General features: G+C 71.6%; 9 protein-coding genes. 6 read left to right on the top strand and 3 right to left on the bottom strand.

The genetic code is table 11. The annotated features are described in order from the left end of the window. The first annotated feature begins 47 nt into the window (after positions 1 to 47). Both ACYQ78_RS05340 and ACYQ78_RS05335 read left to right on the top strand, forming a co-directional pair. Positions 48 to 5,846 (top strand): amino acid adenylation domain-containing protein, encoded by a 5,799-nt coding sequence (locus ACYQ78_RS05340; RefSeq protein WP_459799536.1) that lies wholly within the window; start codon positions 48 to 50, stop codon positions 5,844 to 5,846. Next, positions 5,843 to 7,315, top strand: coding sequence for a hypothetical protein (locus ACYQ78_RS05335; RefSeq protein WP_459799535.1), 1,473 nt, complete (start codon positions 5,843 to 5,845; stop codon positions 7,313 to 7,315). The genes ACYQ78_RS05340 and ACYQ78_RS05335 overlap by 4 nt, the downstream gene beginning before the upstream one ends. Here the strand turns inward: ACYQ78_RS05335 and ACYQ78_RS05330 are convergent. Continuing rightward, on the bottom strand, positions 7,312 to 8,145 hold the full coding sequence (locus tag ACYQ78_RS05330; protein WP_459799534.1) for an alpha/beta hydrolase: 834 nt from the start codon (positions 8,143 to 8,145) through the stop codon (positions 7,312 to 7,314). The two genes, ACYQ78_RS05335 and ACYQ78_RS05330, sit on opposite strands and share 4 nt — an antisense overlap. Before the next feature lie 355 nt (positions 8,146 to 8,500). Here ACYQ78_RS05330 and ACYQ78_RS05325 point away from each other — a divergent pair, with 355 nt between their 5' ends. The 4 genes from ACYQ78_RS05325 (at position 8,501) to ACYQ78_RS05310 (ending at position 14,180) form a co-directional block, all read left to right on the top strand. Next, positions 8,501 to 10,558 (top strand): N-acetylneuraminate synthase family protein, encoded by a 2,058-nt coding sequence (locus tag ACYQ78_RS05325; RefSeq protein WP_459799533.1) that lies wholly within the window; start codon positions 8,501 to 8,503, stop codon positions 10,556 to 10,558. Next, positions 10,555 to 11,493: a glycosyltransferase family 2 protein gene (locus ACYQ78_RS05320; RefSeq protein WP_459799532.1), complete on the top strand. Its 939-nt coding sequence runs from the start codon at positions 10,555 to 10,557 to the stop codon at positions 11,491 to 11,493. The genes ACYQ78_RS05325 and ACYQ78_RS05320 overlap by 4 nt, the downstream gene beginning before the upstream one ends. After that, entirely contained in the window at positions 11,490 to 12,773 is a 1,284-nt protein-coding gene (locus ACYQ78_RS05315) for a polysialyltransferase family glycosyltransferase (RefSeq protein ID WP_459799531.1), read from the top strand. Before ACYQ78_RS05320 ends, ACYQ78_RS05315 begins: the two co-directional genes overlap by 4 nt. 87 nt (positions 12,774 to 12,860) lie before the next feature. Then, entirely contained in the window at positions 12,861 to 14,180 is a 1,320-nt protein-coding gene (locus tag ACYQ78_RS05310; RefSeq protein ID WP_459799530.1) for a CHAP domain-containing protein, read from the top strand. On the opposite strand, the gene ACYQ78_RS05305 is transcribed toward ACYQ78_RS05310, so the two are convergent. Then, on the bottom strand, positions 14,177 to 21,955 hold the full coding sequence (locus ACYQ78_RS05305) for a phage tail protein (RefSeq protein ID WP_459799529.1): 7,779 nt from the start codon (positions 21,953 to 21,955) through the stop codon (positions 14,177 to 14,179). The genes ACYQ78_RS05310 and ACYQ78_RS05305 overlap by 4 nt on opposite strands. Continuing rightward, positions 21,952 to 23,319: a hypothetical protein gene (locus ACYQ78_RS05300; RefSeq protein WP_459799528.1), complete on the bottom strand. Its 1,368-nt coding sequence runs from the start codon at positions 23,317 to 23,319 to the stop codon at positions 21,952 to 21,954. The genes ACYQ78_RS05305 and ACYQ78_RS05300 overlap by 4 nt, the downstream gene beginning before the upstream one ends. Between the last annotated feature and the right edge of the window lie 5 nt (positions 23,320 to 23,324).

Here is a 23,324-nt window from a genome sequence, read left to right as displayed (position 1 = left end):
GCTAACTGTAAGCAAACTTTCCAGTTATAGGTTTGGCGGTTCTCCCCTTGGCTCGCCCGCTGTCCCCCGGGCAGGAACGCCTCTGGTTCCTGCACCAGCTCGACCCCGCAGATCCGTCGTACACGACGTGCCACGCCTACCGGTTGCGCGGCCCCCTCGATCCGGCGCGGCTGGCGCTGGCGTTCGAGACCGCGGCGTCCCGGCAGGAGAATCTGCGCACCCGCTTCCCCACCGCGGCGGCCGAGGTGCTGCCACCGGGCCCGGTGCCGATATCCCAGGTCACGGCGGCGAACGCGGGCGAGGCCTACGAGCTGGTGCGCGCGCTGGCCAACGCGCCGATGGACCTGTCGCAGCCGCCCGTCAAGGTCGTGCTGATCGGCCTCGGCCCCGATGACCACGTGCTGGCGATCGCGCTGCACCACATCATCGCCGACGGCCTGTCGGTGGGGATCCTGGCCCGCGAGCTGGCCGACGCCTACAGCGGGTCTGGAGCGCTCCCACCGCTGAAACCGCAGATCATCGAGGCCGTCGAGAGCGACGCCGACTGGTGGGTGGAGCAGTTGCGCGGGGCGCCGGTGCTCGACCTGCCCACCGACCTGCCCCGCCCGGCGCGGCGGGGCGGCCTGGGCGGCGAGGTGCGCGTCGAGATCCCGCCGGGCCTGGCCGTCCTGGCCCAGGAGACGGCCCGGAACCTGCGCGCGACGCCGTTCATGGTCTACCTGACCGCCTTCGCGGCGTTCCTGGCCCGGCACTCGGGCCAGGACGACTTCTGCGTCGGCACCCCGGTCTCCCGGCGCAACGACGTCAGCCAGGAACACGTCATCGGCCATCTGACCAGCATGCTCCCGCTGCGATTAGCCCCGGCGGGCACGTTCGCCGACGCCGTGAAGGCGACCCGGCGCACGGTGATCGAGGCCATGTCGCACGCCGACGTGCCGCTGGAGAAGGTCATCGCCGACCTGGGCCTGCCCCGCGACCTGAGCCGCACCCCGGTCTTCCAGACGATGTTCGCCCTGCACAACTACACCGCCGACGCGATCGCGAGCCCCCTGCCCGGTCTCGACGCCGAGGCGTTCCCCACCGGCTTCTCCGGCGCCCGCTGCGACCTGTCGCTCGACCTGTGGCCACACGCCGACGGCTCGATGACCGGCTCGCTGATCTACAGCTCCGAGCTGTTCACCGAGGCCACCGCGCGGCGCCTGGCCGACCGGTTCCGCACCCTCCTGGTCGAACTCCTCGCCGACCCCGCGCAGTCGCTCGACGCGGTGGACCTGCTGCCCGACGACGAGCGGGCCTGGCTGATCGAGCAGGGCCGGGGCGCCCCCGGCCACGAGGTCGGCACGTGGACGTCCCTCTTCGCCGAGCAGGCCGCCCGGACCCCCGGCGCGCTCGCCGTCGACGACGTCACCTACGACGAACTGCTCCGCTGGGCCAAATCGGTCGCGGCGTCGCTGCCGGAGGTGCGGCTGGTCGCGATCCAGACCTCGCGCGGCGTTCAGACCATCGTCGCGATGCTCGCCGCGCATTTCGCCGGAGCGGCCTATCTGCCGGTCGACCCCGCCTATCCGCGGGCGCGCGTTGAATACATTCTGAAAGATTCAGGCGCCGACGCCGTTTTACGCGACGAGGACCTCTCGGTTCCGGAGCGCGATTTCACTCCGACCTCCCCTGACGGGCCCGCTTACATTCTCTACACCTCGGGGTCAACGGGTCTTCCGAAAGGCGTGGTCGTCACCCATCCGGCGCTGGCGAATCTGCTGCTCGGCATGCGGGACATCGTCGGGTCGACGCCCGACGACGTCTGGCTGGCGCTGACCAGCACCGCGTTCGACATTTCTGCGGTGGAGCTGTTCCTGCCGCTGATCACCGGCGGGCGGGTCGTCTTCGCCGAGGACGCCCGCGACGCCCAGGTGGTCGCCGAGCTCATCCGCGACAGCGGGGTCACCCACGTGCAGGCCACGCCGTCGGGCTGGCGGGTGCTGCTCACCGCCGACTGGCCGCCGGTCACCGCGATCACCGCCGGTGAGCCGCTGCCGCCGAAGCTGGCCAGGGAGCTGACCGCCCGCACGAGCCGCCTGATCAACGGCTACGGCCCCACCGAGACGACCATCTACTCGACCACCTGGGACGTCCCCGCGGACGCCGAGGCGATCAGCATCGGCCGCCCGACACCCGGGACGGTGATCCGCGTGGTCGCCCCGAACGGCGACCTGGCCCCGATCGGGGTGCCCGGCGAGCTGCGCATCGGCGGGCTCGGCCTGGCCAGGGGCTATCACGACCGGCCCGAACTGACGGCGGAGAGGTTCACGGCCGACGGCTTCTACCGGACCGGCGACCTGGTCCGGATGCTCGGCGACGGCACCCTCGAGTTCCTCGGGCGGACCGACAACCAGGTCAAACTCCGGGGCCACCGCATCGAGCTCGGCGAGATCGAGACGGTGCTGGAGTCGGTCGAGGGGGTCGGCCAGGCGGTCGTGGCCGTCCAGGACGACACGATCGTCGCGTTCGTCACCGGCGACGCCTCCGGGGTGCGCGACGAGGCGCGGCGGGTACTGCCGGCGTACATGGTGCCGAGCCGGGTGGTGGTGCTGGAGGCGCTGCCGCTGACCCCGAACGGGAAGGTCGACCGCAAGGCGCTGCCGAAGGCCGAGGTGACCACGGCGCCCTCGCGGATGCTGAAGTCGCGGACCGAGCGGCTGGTCGCCAAGGTGTTCTCGGACGTGCTGAAGACCCCCATTCCGGGGGCCGACGACGACTTCTTCGCCCTGGGCGGGCACTCGCTGCTGGCCACCCGGGTGATCGCGCGGCTGCCGGTCCGGCTGCCGGTGAGCACGGTCTTCATGCATCCCACGGTCGCCGGGCTGGCGGCCCAGATCGACGGCGCCCGTCCGCCGGTCGACCACGTGCCCCAGCCGCGCCCGGCCGGGACGAACCCGCCGCTGTCGGCCGGGCAGGAGCGCCTCTGGTTCCTCAACCGGCTCCACCCGGACACCGACGCCGGGTTCAACATGTGGCTGGTCCGCCTGATGAAGGGCGACCTCGACCGCGCCCGGCTCCAGGCCGCCCTGGTCACCGTCGCGGAACGGCACGAGATCCTGCGGACCGCCTTCCCCGCCGTCGACGGCGAGCCCGTCGTGGAGATCCGGGACGTCACGCCGGTCATCGAGTGGATCACCGCCGACGACCCGGCGCGGCCGGTGGCCGACCGGGTGAACACCCCGTTCGACCTCACCGCCGGGCCCGCCATCAGGGTCACCGTGATCGAGGTGCCCGACGGGCACGTGCTCTGCGTCGTCGCCCACCACATCACCGGCGACGGGGTGTCGCTGAACATCCTGCTCGACGAGCTCGCCGACGCCTACTCGGGCGTCGACCTGCCGCCGGTGCCGCTCCAGTTCGGCGACGTCGCCGTCTGGCAGCGCGCCCGCGACGGCAGGAAGGCGGTCGACTACTGGCGGAGCCAGCTGGCCGAGCCGACCCCGCTCGACCTGCACCCCGACCGGCCGCGCACCGGCAACGCCGGGCCGAGCGCGATCGTCACCTTCCGCGTCGGGCTCGCCGAGACCGAGAAGCTGGTCGCGATGGCGCGGGCCAACAAGGTGACGCTGTTCATGGCGCTGCTGGCCGCCTACCAGACCACGCTCGCGCGGCACACCGGCCGGACCGACATCCTCGTCGGCACCTCCAACGCCGGGCGCGACACCATCGCGCTCGAATCGGTGATCGGCTACCTGACCGACATCCTGGTGCTGCGCGGCGACCTGTCGGGCGACCCCACGTTCTCCGACCTGCTGCTGAAGACCAGGACCACCGTCCTGGACGCCTTCCAGCACCGGGGCGTGCCGTTCGAGAAGCTGGTCAGCGAGCTGCGGCTGGAGCGCGACCTGACCCGCACGCCGGTGTTCCAGACCATGGCGATCCTGCACACCCACGAGACCGGCCGGGTGCCGCGCCCGTTCTCCGGGCTGACCGTGACCGACCTGCCGAGCGGCCACGCGCAGGCCAAGTTCGACCTGCTGCTGGAGGCCTGGCAGGACGCCGAAGGTCTCAACGTCCAGCTCGAATACGACACGCTCCTCTACGACGCCGCGACCGCCGAGGGCCTGGCCGCCCGGATGGCGACGCTGCTGCACGGCGTCATCGCCGACCCGGCGCGCCGCCTGTCGGAGCTGCCGCTGCTCACTCCGGCCGATGAGGAGTTCCTCGACCAGGTCGTGTACGGCCCCGCGCTCCCCGACCCCGAACGGGTCCCCGCGATGATCGCCCGGCAGATCGCCGAACGGCCCGACGCGGTGGCGATCCGGACCGACGGCCGCACCGTGGCCTATGGGGAGCTCCCGATCTCCGTCCACACCCCCGGGACGACGATCCGCGAGGTCGGCCTCGACCGCACCCCCGAGGGCATCGGCGCGCTCCTGGGCGCCTGGGCCTCCGGCGCCGCCTACCTGCCGGTCGACCCGGCGCTGCCGGAACCGCGCAAGGCGTTCCTCCGCGAGGAGGCCGCGGGCGGCAGCTACGAGGACGCCGCCTACGTCCTGTTCACCTCCGGCTCGACCGGGACGCCGAAGGGCGTCGTCGTCGGGCACCAGGCGCTGGCGGCGCGGGTGGCGTGGATGCGGGAGGCCTACGAGCTCACCCCCGACGACCACGTCGTGCAGTTCGCGGCCTACTCGTTCGACACGCACGCCGAGGAGATCTATCCGGCGCTGGCCGCCGGGGCGACCCTCGAACTGCTGCCCGACGGGCCGCTGACGCTGCCGGGCTTCCTAGCCTCCCCGCGCGGGCGCGACGTGACGGTGCTCGACCTGCCGACCGCCTACTTCCACGAGCTGGTGACGCTCGACGTGGAGATGCCGCCGCGCCTGCGGCTGGTCATCCTCGGCGGCGAGGAGCTGAACGGCGCCGCCGTCGCCCGCTGGCGGTCGAAGTTCGGTGACGCGGTACGCCTGGTCAACACCTACGGCCCGACCGAGGGCACCATCATCGCCACGGCCGGAGACGTCACCGGGGAGGACCGGCCGTCGATCGGGCGGCCCGTCGGCGGCGCGGTCGCGCTGGTCCTCGACGCCCACGGCCGGTCGATGCCGCCGGGGATGCCGGGCGAGCTGTGCCTGGGCGGTTCGGGCCTCGCCGACGGCTACCTGAACCGGCCCTCGCTGACCGCCGAGCGCTTCCAGCCCACCTCCTACGGCCGGGTCTACCGGACCGGCGACCGGGCCCGATTCCTGGCCGACGGGCGGCTGGAGTTCCTCGGCCGGGTCGACGACCAGGTCAAGGTGCGCGGGCACCGGGTCGAACCGGCCGAGATCGAGCTGCGGCTGGCCGCGCACCCGTCGGTCACCGGCGCCGTCGTGATCGCCGACGCCGACCGGCTGGTCGCCTACGTGACCGGCACCCGGACCGACCTGTCCGACTGGGTGGGGGCGGCGCTGCCGTCGTACATGATCCCCTCGGTCTGGATGTGGCTGGACGCGCTGCCGCTCACCCCGCACGGCAAGGTCGACAAACGCGGCCTGCCCGCCCCCGACGCCGCCGCCTCGCTCGGCCACGTCGAGCCGCGCGGCGACGCCGAGGCCCTGGTCGCGGAGGTGTACGGGGAGGTCCTCGGCCTGACCGGCGTCGGCGCCCTCGACGACTTCTTCGCCATCGGCGGCCACTCGCTGCTGGCGGCCCGCGCGCTGGCCCGGATCAAGGCGATCACCGGGGTGGAGGTGCCGATCAGGGTCATCTTCGACGCGCCCACGGTCGAGCAGCTGGCCTCAGCGGTCGAGGATCTCATCGTCGCCGAACTGGACGAGCTCTCCGACGAGGAGGCCGCCGCCCTCGTCCACGGGAGGCCCCAATGATCTTCTCCGGGCTCCCGTCGCGCGAGGGGCCGCTGACGCACGGGCAGGCCAACATGGTCCGCTGCGTCCGCACCGACCCGCCGGAGCACATGAACTACCGGGTGGTCCGCTCGCTGCCGCCCGGGGTCTCGGTGCCCGACGCGGTGCTGACCCTGGTGGGCCGGCACGAGTCGCTGCGCACGACCTTCCACGGCGACGTGCAGCGCGTGCACGGCTCGGGCGAGGTGGCGATCGGTGACGAGGCCGACCACACGGTCCGCTTCGACCTGGAGAACGAGCTGCCCCTACGGGTCGGGGTGTCGGGCGACCAGGTGACCCTGGTGACCACCCACAGCGCCGCCGACGCCGCCGGGCTGGCCGTGCTGCTGGCCGACTGGGACGACATCGTCGTCGGGAAACCCCTCGAACCGGTGACCGCGCCGCAGCCGGTCGACATCGCCCTGGCCGAGACGTCGGCGGCCGGGCGGAAGCGGGCCGAGGCGGCGCTGCGCTACTGGGAGGGCGCGCTGTCCCGGGTCCCCCGCTCGACTTTGGCGGTCTCGGTCGACGACACCGGGCACGAGTGGCGGCTGCCCCGGCTCCGCGTGCGCTCGGCCGGTGCGGCGCGGGCGCTCGCCCGGATCTCCGCCCGCACCGGGGTCAGCGCGTCGTCGGCCGTCCTCGCCGCCTACGCGGCGCTGGCCGGTCTGTACGGCGGGGTGCCGCTGACCGGGGTGCTGTCGATCTCGGCCAACCGGTTCCGGCCCGAGTTGCGGTCGTACGTGGGGCCGCTGGCGCAGGACGCGCTCGTGCCGGTGCCCGTCTCCCGGGACTTCGAGGAGGTCCTGGCGGGGATGCGGGGGGCGGCGCTGGGGGCGTACCAGAACAGCAGGTTCGACGCGGACGCACTGATCTCGATCATGGAACGGGTGCAACGGGACCGGGGCCTGTTCTTCGCCCGCGACCTGGTCTTCAACGACATGAGCGGGACCGGGCGGACCGGGCGCCCGGCGACGTCGGGCGACGAGGTGCGGGCGGTCTGGCTGCCGGAGGCGACCCTGCCGTGCCGGACGGCGCTGTGGGTGCACCGGCTGCACGGTGAACTGGACCTGACGTTGTGGGCCGATCCCCGGGTGCTGCCTCGGGAGGACGCGTTATTGCTGGGCGAGGGAATCGCGAAGGTATTGATCGCGGCCGCCGACGGAAATGTCTGCGACATTTCCGAAATTTCAGGAATTGTCCCGGTCGAGCGCGATGAATCATGGGTCTTCGCCGACGGACAATGGATTTCCCTCCCCGAAGTGACCCGTCTGGTAACCGACGCCTGCGGGGTGGCGGCGGCAATTGATCGCGAACTCGTCTGCCGCGTGGATACGGCGATGACACCCCAGGAATTGCACACGGAATGCCTCCGCCTGCTCCCCGGCCGAATGGCCGCGACGACCCCCCGCCACTATTACGTGGCGGGGTCCGACGGGTCGGGACGTTAGGGCAGCAAGGTCGGCAATGCTCTTTCCAGGGCTCGGGTCCAGTAGGGCCAGTCGTGTTTGCCGTTGCCGTAGAGGTCGGTTTCCAGGGTCAGGCCGGCCTTCTTCGCGGCTCGGATGAAGCGCTGGTTCTGGCGGAGGATGGACTGTTCGCCGAAGTCGGTGCCGCCGCCCTCGTCGAGTTCGCCCGGTTCACCGTTGCCCGACGACACGTAGAGGCGTAGGCCCGTCAGCCTGTCGGCCAGGTCGGCGGGGTTGTGGGCGCGCCAGTTGTCCTCCCTCGCCGGGAGCGGGCCCCAGAGCTTGTCGGGGTCGGCGCCGTTGTCGCGGAGGAACGACGAGAAGCCCGGGACGTCCATGCGGATGTCGAGCACCCCCGAGAAGGACGCCACCGACTCGAACACCCCGGGGTTGCGGGCGGCGTACCCGAGGGCGCCGTGGCCGCCCATCGACAGGCCGGCGATCGCGCGGCGGTCACCGACGCCGTAGAGGGCCTCGACGAGGGTGCGGACCTCCTTCATGTGGAAGGTCTCCCAGGCGGGGCCTTCCAGCCAGTCGGCGTACCAGCCGTCGCTGCCGCCCTCGGGCACCACCACGACCGCTTTGAGTTTCTCCGTCACCTTCGCGGCGTCGCCCTTGGTCAGCCAGGTGTCGCCGGTCGGCTCGCAGCAGCCGTGCAGGAGGTAGAGGACCGGCCAGCCGGTCGAGCCCTCGGTCCAGCCCTCCGGTTTGAGCACCCGCACCTGGGCGTCGCGCCCCAGCGCGGCCGAGGCGATCGTCAGGGCGTCCTGGCGGTCGTCCATCGCGGTCCTGTCGACGATGCGGGTGGTCAACGGGGTCTGCCTTTCCTGAGGGGCGTCGGTGCATGCGGCCGACAGAAGAACCGCGGGTAAACACACAACCATCAAAAGTCGTCTCATATGTGACTTCCATCTGAAGTTTGATCATTTGGATAGTTGCCGGGATTCGGGGGTAAACGACTTACTCAGTCATGCGATAGCCTCCAAAACGCCACGCGAAAGCCGCAGGTCAGAGGGTTCAAAAAGATCAAAGCGGGGCGTATGGCACAGAAAGTTAACGTGCGCGACCATAACCGTTAAGCTCACCCACCCCATTCTGGTCACACTCGTGACTAGGTTTCCTGGGACCCCCGTACCTGGGGGTCACCGCCCTTTGAGGAGTTGACCCGTGCGAGTCTTGGCCGTTGTCCCCGCCCGTGGTGGTTCGGTGGGCGTGCCGCTGAAGAACCTGGAGCGCGTCGGGGGGATCCCCCTGGTCTCCCGTGCCGTCAGCGCCCTCGTTCGCGCCGGGTCCGTCGACACCGTGGTCGTGAGCACCGACCATGAAGGGATCGCCGCCGCCGCCGAGGCCGCGGGCGCGCAGATCGTCGACCGTCCCGCCGACATCGCCGGCGCCACCGCCTCCAGTGAGTCGGCCGTGCTGCACGCCCTCTCGGCCCTCGGCGAGACGCCGGAGATCGTGCTGCTCGTCCAGGCGACCAGCGCGTTCATCGACCCCGCCGACATCGACGCCGCCGTGGCGAAGGTCGAGTCGGGCGAGGCCGACGTCGTGTTCTCCGGTCTGGAGACCTACGAGTTCCTCTGGACGGAGGGCGGCGCCGGCATCAACCACGACCCGGCCACCCGCCCGCGCCGCCAGGACCGTGAGCCCCACTACCGCGAGACCGGCGCCTTCTACGTCATGCGCGCCGACGGCTTCAAGGAGGCCGGTCACCGCTTCTTCGGCACCGTCACCGTGCAGCCGGTCAAGAGCGCGACCGCCCACGAGATCGACACCCCCGAAGACCTCGAGATCGTCCGCGCGCTGGCCCACGTGGTCGACCAGCCGCTGCCGATCGACGTCGACGCCGTGGTCACCGACTTCGACGGCGTCCACACCGACGACCGCGCGTTCGTCGACTCCGAGGGCCGCGAGATGGTCGCGGTCTCCCGCGCCGACGGCATGGGCGTCTCGCTGCTGCTGCGCGCCGGGATCAAGGTGCTGGTGCTGTCGACCGAGCAGAACCCGGTCGTGGCCGCCCGCGCCCGCAAGCTCGGCGTGCCGGTGCTGCAGGGCCTGTCGGCCAAGTCGAACGCGCTGGCCGACTGGCTGGCCATCGAGGGCCTCGACCCCGAGCGGGTCGCCTACGTCGGCAACGACGTCAACGACCTCGGCTGCATGGCGCTCGTCGGCTGGCCGGTCGCGGTGCCCGGGTCGAACCCGCAGGTGCTCAAGGCCGCCCGGGTCGTGCTGACCCAGAGCGGCGGCGACGGCGCCGTCCGCGAGCTGGCCGACCGGGTGCTCGCCGCCCAGCCGCAGGCGCCCGCCGAGCGGCCCGCCCCGGCCCACCGGCCGCGCGCCATCACGGTCGAGCCGAAGGCCGTGCGCATCGGCGAGAACCTGCTCGGCGCCGGTCACCCGGTCTACGTCATCGGCGAGATCGGCATCAACCACAACGGCGACGTCGAGATCGCCAAGAAGCTGATCGACGTGGCCGTCGAGGCCGGTTGCGACGCGGTCAAGTTCCAGAAGCGCACGCCGGAGATCTGCGTGCCGATGGAGCAGCGCTCGCAGATCCGGCAGACTCCGTGGGGCGAGATGACCTACATGGAGTACAAGATCCGCACGGAGTTCGGCAAGGACGAATACCAGCAGATCGCGCTCTACTGCGCCGAGAAGGGCATCGACTGGTTCGCCTCCCCGTGGGACGTGCCGTCGGTCGAGTTCCTCGAGAACATGAACGTCCTCACCCACAAGGTCGCCTCCGCGTCGATCACCGACCACGAGCTGCTGCGGGCGCTGGCCGAGACCCGCAAGCCGATTCTTCTCTCGACCGGTATGTCGACTCTGGAGGAGATCGACGCCGCCGTCGATATCCTGGGCACCCAGAATCTGGTCATGATGCACGCGACCTCGACCTACCCCCTGCCTCCCGAGGAGGCCAACCTGCGCACGATCATCACCCTCCGCGAGCGCTACGGCGTCCCGGTCGGCTACTCGGGCCACGAGCGCGGCCTGCAGATCTCGCTGGCGGCCGTCACCCTCGGCGCCGTCACGGTCGAGCGTCACATCACCCTCGACCGCACGATGTGGGGCTCCGACCACGCCGCCTCTCTTGAGCCGAGCGGCCTGGAGCACCTCGTCCGCGACATCCGGATCATCGAGAAGGCCCTGGGCGACGGCGTCAAGCGCGTCTTCCCCGGCGAGGAGGCCCCCCGGGCCCGCCTGCGCAGGGTGACCGTGTGATCTCCCTCTCGGTGATCGTTCCGGTCCGCGACGGCGCCCCCTACATCGCCGACGCGCTCACGTCCCTGGTCCGCAACCAGCGGTCCGATTTCGAGGTCATCGTCGTCGACGACGGCTCCTCCGACGACACGGGCGCGATCACCGACGAGTTCCGCAGGGAACTCCCCGGCCTGCACCTGATCCGCAACCAGGTGCCGGTCGGGCTGGCCGACGCCCGCAACGTCGGGCTGAAGCTGGCCTCCGGCCGCTATGTGACCTTCCTCGACGGCGACGACTGGATCGGCCGGGGCTACCTGGCCGACCTGGTCGCCGCGATCGACGGCCTGGGCTGCGACTTCGTGCGTGTCGACCACGTACAGGTCAACGGTTTGAAGAGAGAGACCCACCGCGCGCCGGTCGCCCGGCGCGGGGTGGTGCTCGACCCCCGCGACGCGATCCTGCCGCCCGACGCGAAGACGATGGTCGACTACCCCTACGCGTGGGCCGGCGTCTACCGCCGCGAGACCCTGGGCGACCTGATCACCTTCCCGAGCGGCCTCCACACCGCGGAAGACCGGCCGTGGATCTGGCGGCTGCACCAGCGGGCCCGGTCGTTCGCGGCCGTGTCGATCGCCGGGGTGTTCTACCGCCGGGGCGTGCCGCAGTCGCTCACCCAGATCGGCGACGAGCGGCAGCTCCACTTCTTCGACGCCTTCGACCTGGTCTTCGAAGAGGTCGAGGAGCGGTTCCTGCCCAAGGCGGTCCGCACGTTCGTGGCGCTGCTGGCCAACCACCTGGCCAACAACGAGCGCTTCACGCCCGAGATGCTGGCCAAGTTCGAGGCCAGGGGCGCCGACCGGCTCGGCCGCCTGCCCGCGGCGATGGTCCGGGAGAGCGTCGACTCCATCGACCCCGACCGCCGGGAGTTCGTCGCCCGGTTCCTGGAGGCAACGTGACGCAGGTCTTCCACGCCTCACGGTTCTTCGGCGCCATGTCCCTGGCCGCGGCGATCGACGCCGGGGCCTTCGGCCCGCCGGGCTCCGCCGAGCGGGTCCTGATCGTCACCAACAACGCCGACATCCCCGAGGCCGCGCTCGGCCTCGACGAGGCGCCCGGGTTCGCCGCGCTGCGCGACCGCTTCGACCGGATCGTGTCGTGGAACGAGATCATCGCGCCGCTGCACCCCTCCGACTGGAAGCCCCGGTCGATCGAGGCCCCGATGCTGGGCCGCCTGCTCCAGAAGGCCATGGGCCTGGAGCACATCGAAGAGATGGTGCTGGAGTCGGTCATCGTGCCGCCCGCGCGAGCCTTGCCGGGCCTGTTCAAGGACGCGATGCTGACGATCTACTCCGACGGCCTGATGGCCCACAGCCCGACCCGCGACGTGCTGCCCGGCGAGATCTCGCAGCGCATCACGCGGCTGCTCCACCTCGATCTGGTGCCCGGCCTGACGCCGCTGCTGCTGACCGAATACGGCGTGCCCGCGCAGGCGCTGCCGAGCGGGGCGTTCACCGACATCGTGGGCCGGGTCGCGGTGGCGTCGGGCCCGATGCCCGAGGGCGAGGCGATCGTCCTCGGCCAGTATCTCGCCTCGCTCGGCATCCTCACCGCCGACGAGGAGTTCCGGCTCCACGCCGACATGATCCGCGGCGTCGTCGCGCGCGGCCACCGGTCGATCGTCTTCAAGCCCCACCCGGCCGCGAGCCGCCGGCAGGGCCGCGAGCTCGCCCAGATCGCGGCGGGCCTGGGCGCCGCGCTGACGGTCGCGCCCGAGGAGGTCCCGGCCGAGGTGCTGTTCTCGGCGCGCCGCGCCCGCCTGGTGGTGAGCTGCTTCTCCACGGCCCTGATGACGGCCCGCCGCTTCTTCGACCTGCCGGTGGCCACGGTGGGCTCGCAGCTGCTGCTGGAGCGCCTCACGCCCTACGAGAACAGCAACCGCGTGCCGGTGACGATCGTCGACGCGACGATCCCCCGCCTGGAGGCCGACGGCACGCTGACCGACCCGATCGTCACCGACGTGAAGGGCCTGGTCGAGGCGACCGCCTACTGCATGCAGAGCGCCGCCCACCCGGAGCTGCGCGCGGCGGCCGACGCCTACGTGAAGGCCCACGGCCCGGTGCGCTACTTCAAGAAGAAGCGGCTCGAGGTGCTGGGCCTCATCGAGAAGCCGGCGCCCGCTCCCCCGCCGCCGCCCAAGACCGGGCTGGCCCGGCTGAAGCAGATCGTCAAAGGCTGATACCAAAGGGGTATTCCAGACATTCTGTGACGTGAGTTTCGGCAGTCTTTCGTCCCGTCGTGTCACCCACGGAAGGACGCGGGACGGATGTCCACCCCTCTCAAACAGATCATCGCCGGCGGAATGGCCGCCGCCGGCATGTTGTCCGCCACGCCCGCCGACGCCTCGGCGGCCGGAGCGCCGCTGCGGCTCGCCGGTGCGTCGTGGTTCGCCGGCGGCGGTGTGCCGGTCTGCGGTTCGAGCACCGCGACGAGCTGCGCCGGTCAGCGGCACGTCGGCGGCGTCTCGTACAACTGGTGGCAGTGCGTCGAGCTGCCGCAGCGCTTCTACCTGAAGCGCGGCTGGCACTCCGGCATCTTCTCGGGCGTCGGCATCGCCTCGCAGATCTTCACCCGCGCGGCGGCGCTGGGCATGGAGCGCCAGGCGAACGGGTCGATCAAGGCGATCGTGCCCGGCGACATGGTGGTGATGAACCGCAGCGGCGCGGCCGGTCACGTGGTCGTGGTCGAGCGGGTCACCGTCAACAAGGACGGCACCCGCAACGTCGTCACCGTCGGGCAGAACTCGCAGGTGGTGCGGAACCCGATGCGCTGGCACGGGGGGCGGCTCGACTCGTTCTGGGCGAGTTACAGCGTGGCGGGGGTCGTCCACGCGAAGAAGAACATGGGCATCCTGTCGACCGGCGGCGGGCCGGTCGACTACCCGGCGCTGCTGAACGGCGGCGGCGCCCGCCCGTTCGGGACCGGCTTCCTGTCGGTGACCTCCACCGGCCAGGTCTTCGGCGGCCTGCCCGGCGCCGCCCCCGCCGTCTCGGGCCGCGTCACCGACGCCGCCGTGACTCCTTCGGGCGCGGGCTACTGGCTCCTCTCGTCGAGCGGCCAGATCTTCCCGTACGGAGACGCGGCCCCTCCCGTCGCCCGCCCCGCGACCGCCACGGGTGAGCTGGTCGCGATCGACGCGGCCCCGAACGGCTACCTGGTGACGGCCTCGACGGGCCAGGTCTACGGCCCCGGCGTGTGGATCACCGCCTCGCCCGAGGGCTACTCGGGCGCCTTCGTCGACATCGAGGTGACGACGGGCGGCTACTGGCTGCTGACCTCGGCCGGGCAGGTGCACCCGTTCGGCGCGGCGAAGTGGTACGGCAACGCCACGACGTTCGACCGCGCGATCGTGGCCATGTCGGGCACCGCGTCCGGCAAGGGCTACGTCATGGTGGACGTCGCCGGGAACGTCTTCGCGTTCGGCGACGCCGAGCACCTGGGCGACCTGCCCGAGGGCTCGGCGGAGGCCGCCGACATCGTCACGACGGCGACCGGCTACGTCGTCACCACCAAGACGGGCGAGCGGCACACGTTCGGCCCCGGCGCGGGCGTGACGAAGCCGGGCGCCTTCACCGGAACGTTCTAGGTCGACGCACGCGGCATCAACCGGGTGTTGAAGACGTCGTACGGCTCCGTGCCGGTCAGCACACCCCGGTCGGCGAGCAGCCGGACCAGGCGCAGCAGGAGCGTCAGCGGCAGCGTCGGCGTGTCGGGGAAGGCCAGCCAGTTCTTGTTCTGCGCGGTCGGCGTGTAGACCGGCACCCGCTCGTCGGTCACCCCGAACACCACGCTGCCCCGCACGCCGGGCAGCGTGGTGCCGGTCAGGTTGGTGGCCGTGCCGAACGCGACGCACACCTGCGGCCCGGTGCCCTCGCGGGCGAACGGGACCGTGAGCGAGCCGTTGAACACCTGGTAGGGCGCGCTGCCGGTGAGGACGCCCTTCGCGGTGAGCAGCACGTCGAGCTGGAGGATCGCGTCGAGCGCGCCGTCCGGTCCGGTGACCGCGCCGACCCAGCCGGACCGCTCGTCCCGGAAGATCGCGTACAGCTCGTCGAGCTGCCCCGGGGTGACGCCCTGGATCACCCCGCCGAACTCGGCGTGCGGCGTGCCGACGCCGCACGCGCCGCCGGGCGTGGTGCCCAGGCAGAGGGTGGTGTACGCGCCGCCCGCCTCGTCGGCGATCGGGTGCTCGGTCCCGGCGCGCAGCGCCGCGTACGCCTGGGCCTGGGTGAACGATCCCGCCTTGACCAGCGCGGCGGTGAGCAGCGCCAGCACCGAGAGCGGCCCGCCCCGCCCCTGGACGGACGCGACCCAGCCGGTCCGGACGGGGGTCTGGGTGGGCCGGTAGATGTTGTCCAGGTCGTGCTCGGAGACCCGGAGGATCGCCGGGCCGTCGCCGGCGACCGGCAGCACGGTGTAGCGGGCCACCGGAACGGGCTCCGACCAGGTCTGGCCGACGACCCTGACCTGCGCGGTCTCCCCGGCGACGAGGAGTTCGGCGCTGGTCTGGGTGGTGACCGCGGCACGCAGCACGGTGCCCTGGGCGTTGAGCAGCCTGACCCGATACTGCTCCGCGCCGTCGACCGGTGACCAGGTGAGGCGGGTGCGCAGGCCGTCCCAGTCGGCGGTCAGGTCGGCGGGCGGGTCGATCAGGTCGAACGGCGTGGTCGGCGAACCGGCCGACGACAGGTCGTCGAGCAGCGAGACGACCGTGACGCCCAGGCCGCGCAGCCGGGGCAGCCCGGAGGCGTCGATCGTGACCGGCTCGGTCTCCGTCTCCGTGGTCAGGAGTTCGTTGCCGAAGGTGTCGAGCACCGCGACCCGGTAACGCTGGGCGCCGTCGACCTGCTGCCAGCCGACGGTGATCTGCCCGTTCTCGTACGACACGGTGACCGCGCTCGGCGGGTCGAGCACGGCGACCCTGGCGGGCGGGTCGTTCCAGACGCCGAGCCGGTCGCCTGCGGTGGGGCGGATCCGGAAGGTGTACACGGTGCCCGGGGACAGCTCGTCGGCGGAGACGTCCACGAACGTGTCGGTTCCCGGGGTGAGCCGGAGGTCGCCCGGCTCCATTCGGACCTCGTAGCTCGCGCCCTCGATGGGGTCCCAGGCGACGTGGATGGACTCGCCCGCGTAGGACGCCTCCCGGATCTGGACCTGGTCGAGGGCGCGCGCGCTCGTGTGGGTCCACGGGCCGGTCCGGTCGGGGGTGGCGTAGCGGACCCGGAGCGGGAACTCCGAACCTGGCTCCAGCGTGCCGTCGGTCGTGCTCATCCTGACGGCCTCGCCGGTGTACGGCCCGGCGGCCTCGCCCAGGATGACCTCAGTGAAGCTGGAGCCCTGGTTGACCACGTTGCCCTGCTCGTCGATGCTGACCCACGAGAAGCCGTAGCCGATCCAGAACTGCGCCAGGAACGACACCGAGGGCGCCTCCGGGGGAAGCACCGGCGCCGGCCAGCTCAGCAGGAACGCCTGACCGTCCTGGCCGATCGCGATCTCGCCGGGCTCGGGCAGGCTCGCGTAGGTGAAGGCGACCGGCGCGCTCCACAGGCTGGCTCCGGCCGCGCTCGTCGCCCGGACCCGGAAGGTGTGGACGGCGCCCTCGGTGAAGGGCGGGTCGAACGTCATCGAGGTGTCCGGCCCCGCGGCGCGCACCTCGGCGCCGTCCATCTCGATCTCGAACCGGCCCTCGGGGGCGGTCCAGGCCGCCTTGAGCTGGGCCACCTCCTGGCGCAGGGTCAGCCCTTCCGGCGTCGGCAGCAGCTCGAACGTGGCCTGCGCGCTCCAGTCGCCGGGCAGCTCGGCCGCCCGTACGGCCCGCACCTCGGCGACGAGGGTGCCGGGTTCGGGGGTCAGCACGAGCTCGCGCAGCGTTCCGGCCGCCTGGGTCACGACGCCGTTGACCCGGACCTCGTAGTGGTCGGCGTCGGTGGCGTCGGTCCAGCCCAGCACGACCCCCGCCTCGCCCAGGGCCAGCGCGGCCACCGGCGCCGGCGACTTGACCAGCGGCAACGTCGACCACCCGCTCAGTTCCGAGTCGCGGAAGGCCCGCACCCTGCCGTGGTAGACGCCCACCGGCAGGTCACCGGTGACCTCGATGTCGCCGCGCAGGACCGTCGTGTAGTCGTGCGAGCCGAGACTGGTCCCGTCCGGGTCGAGCAGCTCGTAGGTGTAGCCGTGGGCCCGGGACGCGGCGTCCCAGGTCGCGGTGACCATTCCGGGGGCGTACTCAAGGCGTTTCAGAACCGGGACCGCGGGCGTCGCCGAGCCGGAACCGCCACCCGAACCGCCACCCGAACCACCTCCGCCGGAGGACTCGTCCGACTCGGTCAGCGACTCGGTGGCCGCGGCCAGCGCCTCGACCGCGGTGACCGCCGTCCGTCCCGCCGCGGCGGCGGCCGCGACGGCTTCGGTGGCGGCCGCGACCGCGCCTTCGACGAGCCCCTCGCAGACCAGTTGCAGGGCGGCCTCCAGCGTCTCCTGGGCGACCAGCATGCCCACCAGGACGGCGATCTTCTCCGGGTCGTTCAGCAGGTCGGCCACCAGCCGGGGCGCGGCGAGCGCGAACTCCAGGGCGATCTTCTCGGGGAGCTCCTGCCAGGTGGTGGACGTGTCCACCTCGACCCTCATCGGCGGGAGGTCCACGCTCAGGAACGGGTGGGTGGCGCCGTTGACGGTGAAGCCGTAGCCGCCGGTCAGCGTGAAGACCAGGTTCGCGCCCTCCAGCCTGATCGCCGGAGTCAGGTCGAACGTCGTGTGGTAGGCGACCGAGGCGAACAGCTTGGCCAGCTCACCGCAGCCCGAACCGGCCAGCGACCTGATCGTCGCGAACACGTCGAACATCTCGCGGACCCAGGTGAACCTCGGCCAGCCGGTCACCGTCAGCTCGCTCTCCCGGCCGGGGTGCGTGGTGTAGGTGAAGTGGCAGCCCAGCTTCCCGAACGGATAGACGTCGATCTCGGTCTTCAGGTCGCCGTCGATGATCGTGCCGCCGTCGGAGCCCTTGCGGAGCGTGATGTCGGTGGTGCCGAAGTCGACGCCGAGGAAGGTCATCGCCGTGAAGAGGCCCAGCGAGGACTCGGCGCCCGTGTGGATCTTGAGTTCCGGCCCCCCGGTGAAGCCCTCGCCGGACAGCTGGACGAACAGCAGGTCGATCGGGGTGAGCAGGGCGACCTCGGCGTCCATCATCGAGTAGGTCGTGTCGGTCTCGCGCGCCTTGCGGAACGTGACGTCGAGGGTGAGGTCGAGGGAGACCAGCAGGGTCAGCCGCATGTTCGCCCTGACCACGAGCCCGGCGGTGTACGCCGGGTCGGCCGCCGCCCCGGCCTCGGTGGCGTACCTGACGTAGGTCCCGTCGGAGAAGACAACGTCCAGGTAGTCGACCGGCCAGTCGGCTCCGCTGCCGGTCACCAGCGCGGCCAGCAGCCGGCCGATGCTCAGGTCGCGGTCCACCGCGATCTCGAACAGCTCGGCGCCACCGTTCACCAGGGACATCGTGCCCCTGAACGAGGCCCGGTCGTCGGGGGCGCCCTCGTCCGGGATCGGGCCGAGCAGCGCCCGGCCGGTCAGCGCGTACGACGAGCTCGCGGGCGTCCAGGTGTAGCCGATCTCCATGCCGAGCCCGGACAGCTCGACGCCGGGCAGGTGGAAGGGGTTCTCGATCTTTTCGCTGCTCTCTTCGACCGTCGCGATCAGCCCGGTCTCGTTCACCACCAGGGACACGTCGAAGGCGTACGCGGTGTCGAACACGCCGGTCAGACCGACCGAGCCGGTCAGCTCCACCTGGTTCGCCAGGTTCGGGCGGTAGAGCAGCGTGAGCCCGGTGAACGTCAGGGTGCTCAGCACCACGATGTCCGGCAACCGCGCGCCGAACACCGTGTCCACGCTGCTCGTGTGGTCCATCCGGGCGAACAGCATCACGCTGGGCGGGGTGTCGTCGCTGCCGATCCGCAGCACCTTCGACAGGAGCGGGCTGGAGAAGTCGAGCCACGCGGCGAAATACGCCCCCTGCGTCATCGCGAGCGGCGTTCCCGGAGAGGCGAGCTCCGGCAGGCCGTCCAGCACCGCCATCGGAGAGACCGCCTCCGGATCGGTCAGGGCGAGCGTGTCGTTCATCGCGGTGAACACCGTCTGGAGCGTGCTGCCCTCGGGCAGGTCGCACAGCACCAGCACCGCGTCGCGCACGGTCAGGATCGCGTCGATCGGGCGCAGCGGTTCGAACAGGTCGCCGAACGCGAACCCCGGCGCCAGCCCGACCGCCACCGCGTAGGACCAGCCGTCGGCCTCCGGCGCGCAGTACACCAGCCCTTCGGCCGTGTGGTCGGCCGACGTGCGGTACCCCATCGCGCCGTACAGCAGGAACCGTTCCCCGGTCAGGTCGAGCGCGAAGGTGACCCCGGTGAACCCCACCTCGGGGAGGTCGGCCGGCACGACGGCGGCCCAGGTACCGGTGGTCTCCCCCATCGCGGTGACCGCGCCGAGGTCGACGTCGTCCAGGTCGGCGGGCTCGACCACCCCGGTCAGGATCGTCGGCGTGTCCACCGTGCCGAGCAGCAGCGAGATCTTCGCGACGACCGTGGCGAAGCCGAACGTGCCGGTCACCCGCGCGACCATCGGCGCGCCGGTCGCCGCGATGTCGACGGCGCCGCCGAACGAGGTCACCGTGAAGTCGGTGCCGGCGACGGTGATCGTCCAGTCGGTGCCGACGAGGCCCGCGAAGTGCAGTTCTCCGGTGTCGGGCACGGCCCGCAGCGTGGCGCTCTCGATGGTGATCGACTCGGGCAGGCCGTTCGCCAGCGCGTCCGACGGCAGCATCAGGCCGGTCACGGCGTCGACGCTCCGCGCGGCCTCGATCAGGTCGATCGTGAGCCCGTCGAGCAGACCGCCGCTGAACTCCCACGGCAGGTTCTCGCCCGGTTTGACGGCGGCGATCCCGATGTCGACCCCGCCGAGCGTGAGCACCGCGCCCAGCCGGGCCACGATCGTCTCCGCCTGGATCGGCCACGCCATCGACAGCTCGGCGCGGACCCGGCTCAGCGCGAACCGGCCGTCGGCGACGCTCCACAGCTCCGCGGCGTACAGGGTGAACCCGAGCGCGGTCAGCGCCCCGTCCTCATCGGTGAACCGCAGCCAGACCCGGGTCAGCTCGAACCCGTCGGCCAGCGGCATCCCGCTCGGCAGCGACGCCCCCGCCGCGCTCGGCGCCAGCCAGCCCTCCAGGGCGGTCCAGCCGGGCACCCTGATCTGGTCGGAGTAGGCGGCCCGCAGCACCCAGTCCTCGCCGGGCCCGTTCTTGACCAGCCCGGCGTCCACCGGCATGCCGCCGACGACCAGCGTGCCCTGGAGGAACCCGGCCGAGCCGTCCGGCGTGACCGAGAGCGACGCCGCGAAGTCCTGGAGTGTCAGCAGGTCGGTGCCGGTGCCGGGGATGACGATCCAGTCCGCCGACTGCTCGATCCTGACGTACAGGAAGGCGACCGAGGTCAGCCCCTGGTCGAGGGCGATCCGGAAGCCGGTGATCGCCGGATCGCCCAGGTCGCCGAGCCCGCCCGGCAGACGCGCGTCGGCGCCGAGCAGGGCGAGCAGGTCGGACAGCGAGGGCAGCCGGATCTCCGAGCCCTCCTCCAGCGACAGCGTCCACAGGTCGTCGCCGGGCGGCGCGCTCACCGAGACGGCGAAGTCGGCACCGCCGATCGTGACCGTGCCGGACAGCAGCGCGGCCGGCCGCCAGGTCCCGGCCTGGTCCCTGGCGATCGAGATCGTGGCCGCCCAGTCGTGCACGGTGAGGATCTGGGCGATCTGCCAAGGGGTGGTCTGCGCGATCGTGAACTCGACCTCGACGAGCGTGGCCGCCACCGGGTCGGCCAGCACGGCCGCGTGCGTCACCGTCAGCGGGAACCCGGCGAAGAGCGAGGCGGGCAGCACACTGGTCGCGGCGGCCGTCGTCATGTCACCGGCCAGCCCGGTCAGGTCGGCGGCGTCGACGGTGGCGGCCTGGTCGATCTCCAGGTACCACGGCGACTCGGCGAAGGCCCCGGCCTCGATGTCATAGCCGACGCTCCCGAGGTTCAGCCTGCCGGACACGGCCACGCCGGTGGAGGGCGGGAGACCGCCGGCCTGCCGTACGGTCGCCTCCAGCCGGAAGCCGCCCAGGCTGAGGCCGGTGGCGATGTCCCAGTCGCCGCCGAAGTCCAGAGTGACGACGGTGACCGTGGGTTCGCTCCCGTCCAGCGCGGCGACGATCATGAGCTCGCCGACCGAGACCCCGGCCAGCTCCAGCAGAGCGGCGGGCAGCCGGTCGCCGACCGCGTCGGCCAGCCCGATCGCTTCGAGCAGCGCGGCGGCGGTCGTCCCGGCCAGCGGCGGCTCGGCGATCCGCAGCGCCGGGCTCGGCGTGGCGAACGTCGGGAAGTCCAGCTCGGCGGCGACCGAAACCTCGCCGAGCAGCACAGAGCCGTGGATCAGGAGCCGCTCGGGCGTCAGCGTGACCAGCCCGCCGGTCAGTTCGAGCGCGGGCTGCCCGATCGGCCGGATCTCCACCGGGCCGAGCGGGCCCTCGCCGTCCCAGGTGAACCCCGGCTCGCCGTCGGCGTCCACGGTGAACCCGCCGCCGACCCTGGTCGGCGTCCCCTCAGGTACGGCCACGCCCGCCTGGAAGGAGAGCCCCGGCTGGAGCTCGAAGAAGATCTCCGGATCCGGGTGCGCGAACGTGGTGGCGACGAACGCGGGTGCGACCGGCTCCAGGTAGGCGTAGTCGCCCCCTTGCAGCGACTCGAACGTGTCGGCCAGCCGGTAACCGGCCTCCGGCCGGGCGGTCCAGGTGACCTGGAGCAGGTGGTCCGGCGAGACGGTGAAGACCAGGACGACCGGCGCCTCGACCGCGGTCAGATCGGTGGAGGTCCCGGCCACGGTCAGGGTGAGCGCGGCCTCGTCCAGGACCGGATCGGCCGCTGTGGTGAGCCGGTAGCCGCCGATCAGCGCGCGCACGTCGTCCTCGGCCACGACCGCGGGCCCGAAGGTGTGGACGCCCTCCGGAGTGCGCGTGGCGACCAGCCGGTCGCGCTGGGCCCGCAGGATCAGCAGCGCGTCCGGCGTGGTCAGCGTGACGCCCTCGCTCGGCATCCCGACCGCTTCGACCACGACCGTGTACGCGATCCCGGGCCCGGGGACGAAGTCGCAGACCAGCGGGGATTGATCGGCCTCGGCCCGGTATTCGAACCCGCCGTCGGCGGTGACCAGGATCCGGTAGGCGTACGCGAGGTCGATCGGGGTCCACGCCACGACCAGCCGGTCGTCGTCGTAGGACAGCGTCACCACCGGCCGCAGCGCCAGCCGCGGGTCCGGAACGTCGGATGGGGTGCTCATGACACGTAGCCGACTTTGGTGCCGGCCGCGAAGTTCTCCCGGAGCATGGCGGCCTTGGTGAAGTTGCTGACGTCGATCGGGTAGGTGATCGGGGCCGAGGTCGCCATCCTGGCGTTCAGGTAGGTTTCCAGCCCCGGTTTCAGGTTGAAGCCGGTGACCAACTTGGGTTTACGGATCTCCGTGCACTCCATCAGGCTCGTGTCGTCGCTGTAGCGCAGCAGCGCCGACCAGGTGAACCCGGAGAGCACCGTCGCGTCCCGCGTCGTGCGGCCGGACGACGACACCGCCATCGTCGTGTGTTTCAGCTCGACCGCGAGATCACTGGGCTTCAGCTTGAACGGGTCCCTCTCCAGGCCGCCGCGCCCACGGCCCCGGGGGCCGAGCGCGGTCCTCCACTGCCCGTCGGACAGCCTCTTCTCATCGCGCAGGTACTCGAAGATCCGCCACAGCGCCCGGGTCGCCACCGCCGCGTAGGTGGTCGTCATGTCGTGTTCGGAGACCAGATGGACGACGACCTTGCGGGTGCCCGAGCTGAAGAACCTGATCACCAGCGTCGGGCCGAACCTCTCGTCCGCGTTCTCGACGTCGGGGATGGTCAGGAGCACGAACTCGCCGACCACCTTGGCCGCCATCTGCGCCACGTCGACCCCGTCGAGCAGCGGCGCGTCGTCCTCGTCGTCGCTGTCCACCGCGTTGTCGGTCAGGTGGTCGATGGCGATCCGGTAGGGTTCCCGCGTCTCGCTCTCCGGAGCGGGGATCTCGACCAGCGGCTCGACGCCCTTGATCATCGCCTCGACGTCGGAGGCGTTCATCAGGTCGGCCGTCACCCCCGACACGATCGAGGCCACCTGGCTCAGGCCGGTGCGATCGAAGACCCGGTACAGCGAACCGTTCGGCCGGGGATGCGCGAAGTAGTTCTCCGGCCTCGCCGATCGGCCGTCCACTCTCGACCCGTTGAGCGCGTACCACGGCACCGGGACGGCGTTGGCCAGCCAGGGGTCCATGAAGTCGACGAACGTCAGGTCGAGCGCCCGGTCCTTGCTCTGTTCCGACTCCTTGAGCCGGGTCGCGTACGGGGTCCGCGACGCCCACCACTCGTTGAAGACCTCCGGCGGGATCGGCTCACCCCCGACGAGTACCTGGACGAACTGCATGTAGCCCACGACGAGATTGCTGGGCCCGGCCGGATAGGCGTCCGGATCGTAGAACGCCCGCATCACCAGGGGATCGCTGAAATTGTCGTCGAAGGCGATGTGGTGGGGGCCCACGCTGCACTCGTAGGTCCCGAGGTAGACCTCGTCGGTGCCCTCGGTGACACCGGTCAGGTAGTACCGCCCGTCGTGCTCGGTCTGGGTCAGGCGCACCGGTG

The organism is Herbidospora sp. RD11066 (assembly GCF_054661255.1).
The sequence above is the reverse complement of the archived record's forward strand: the minus strand, read 5'-3'. Positions and strand labels throughout refer to the sequence as shown.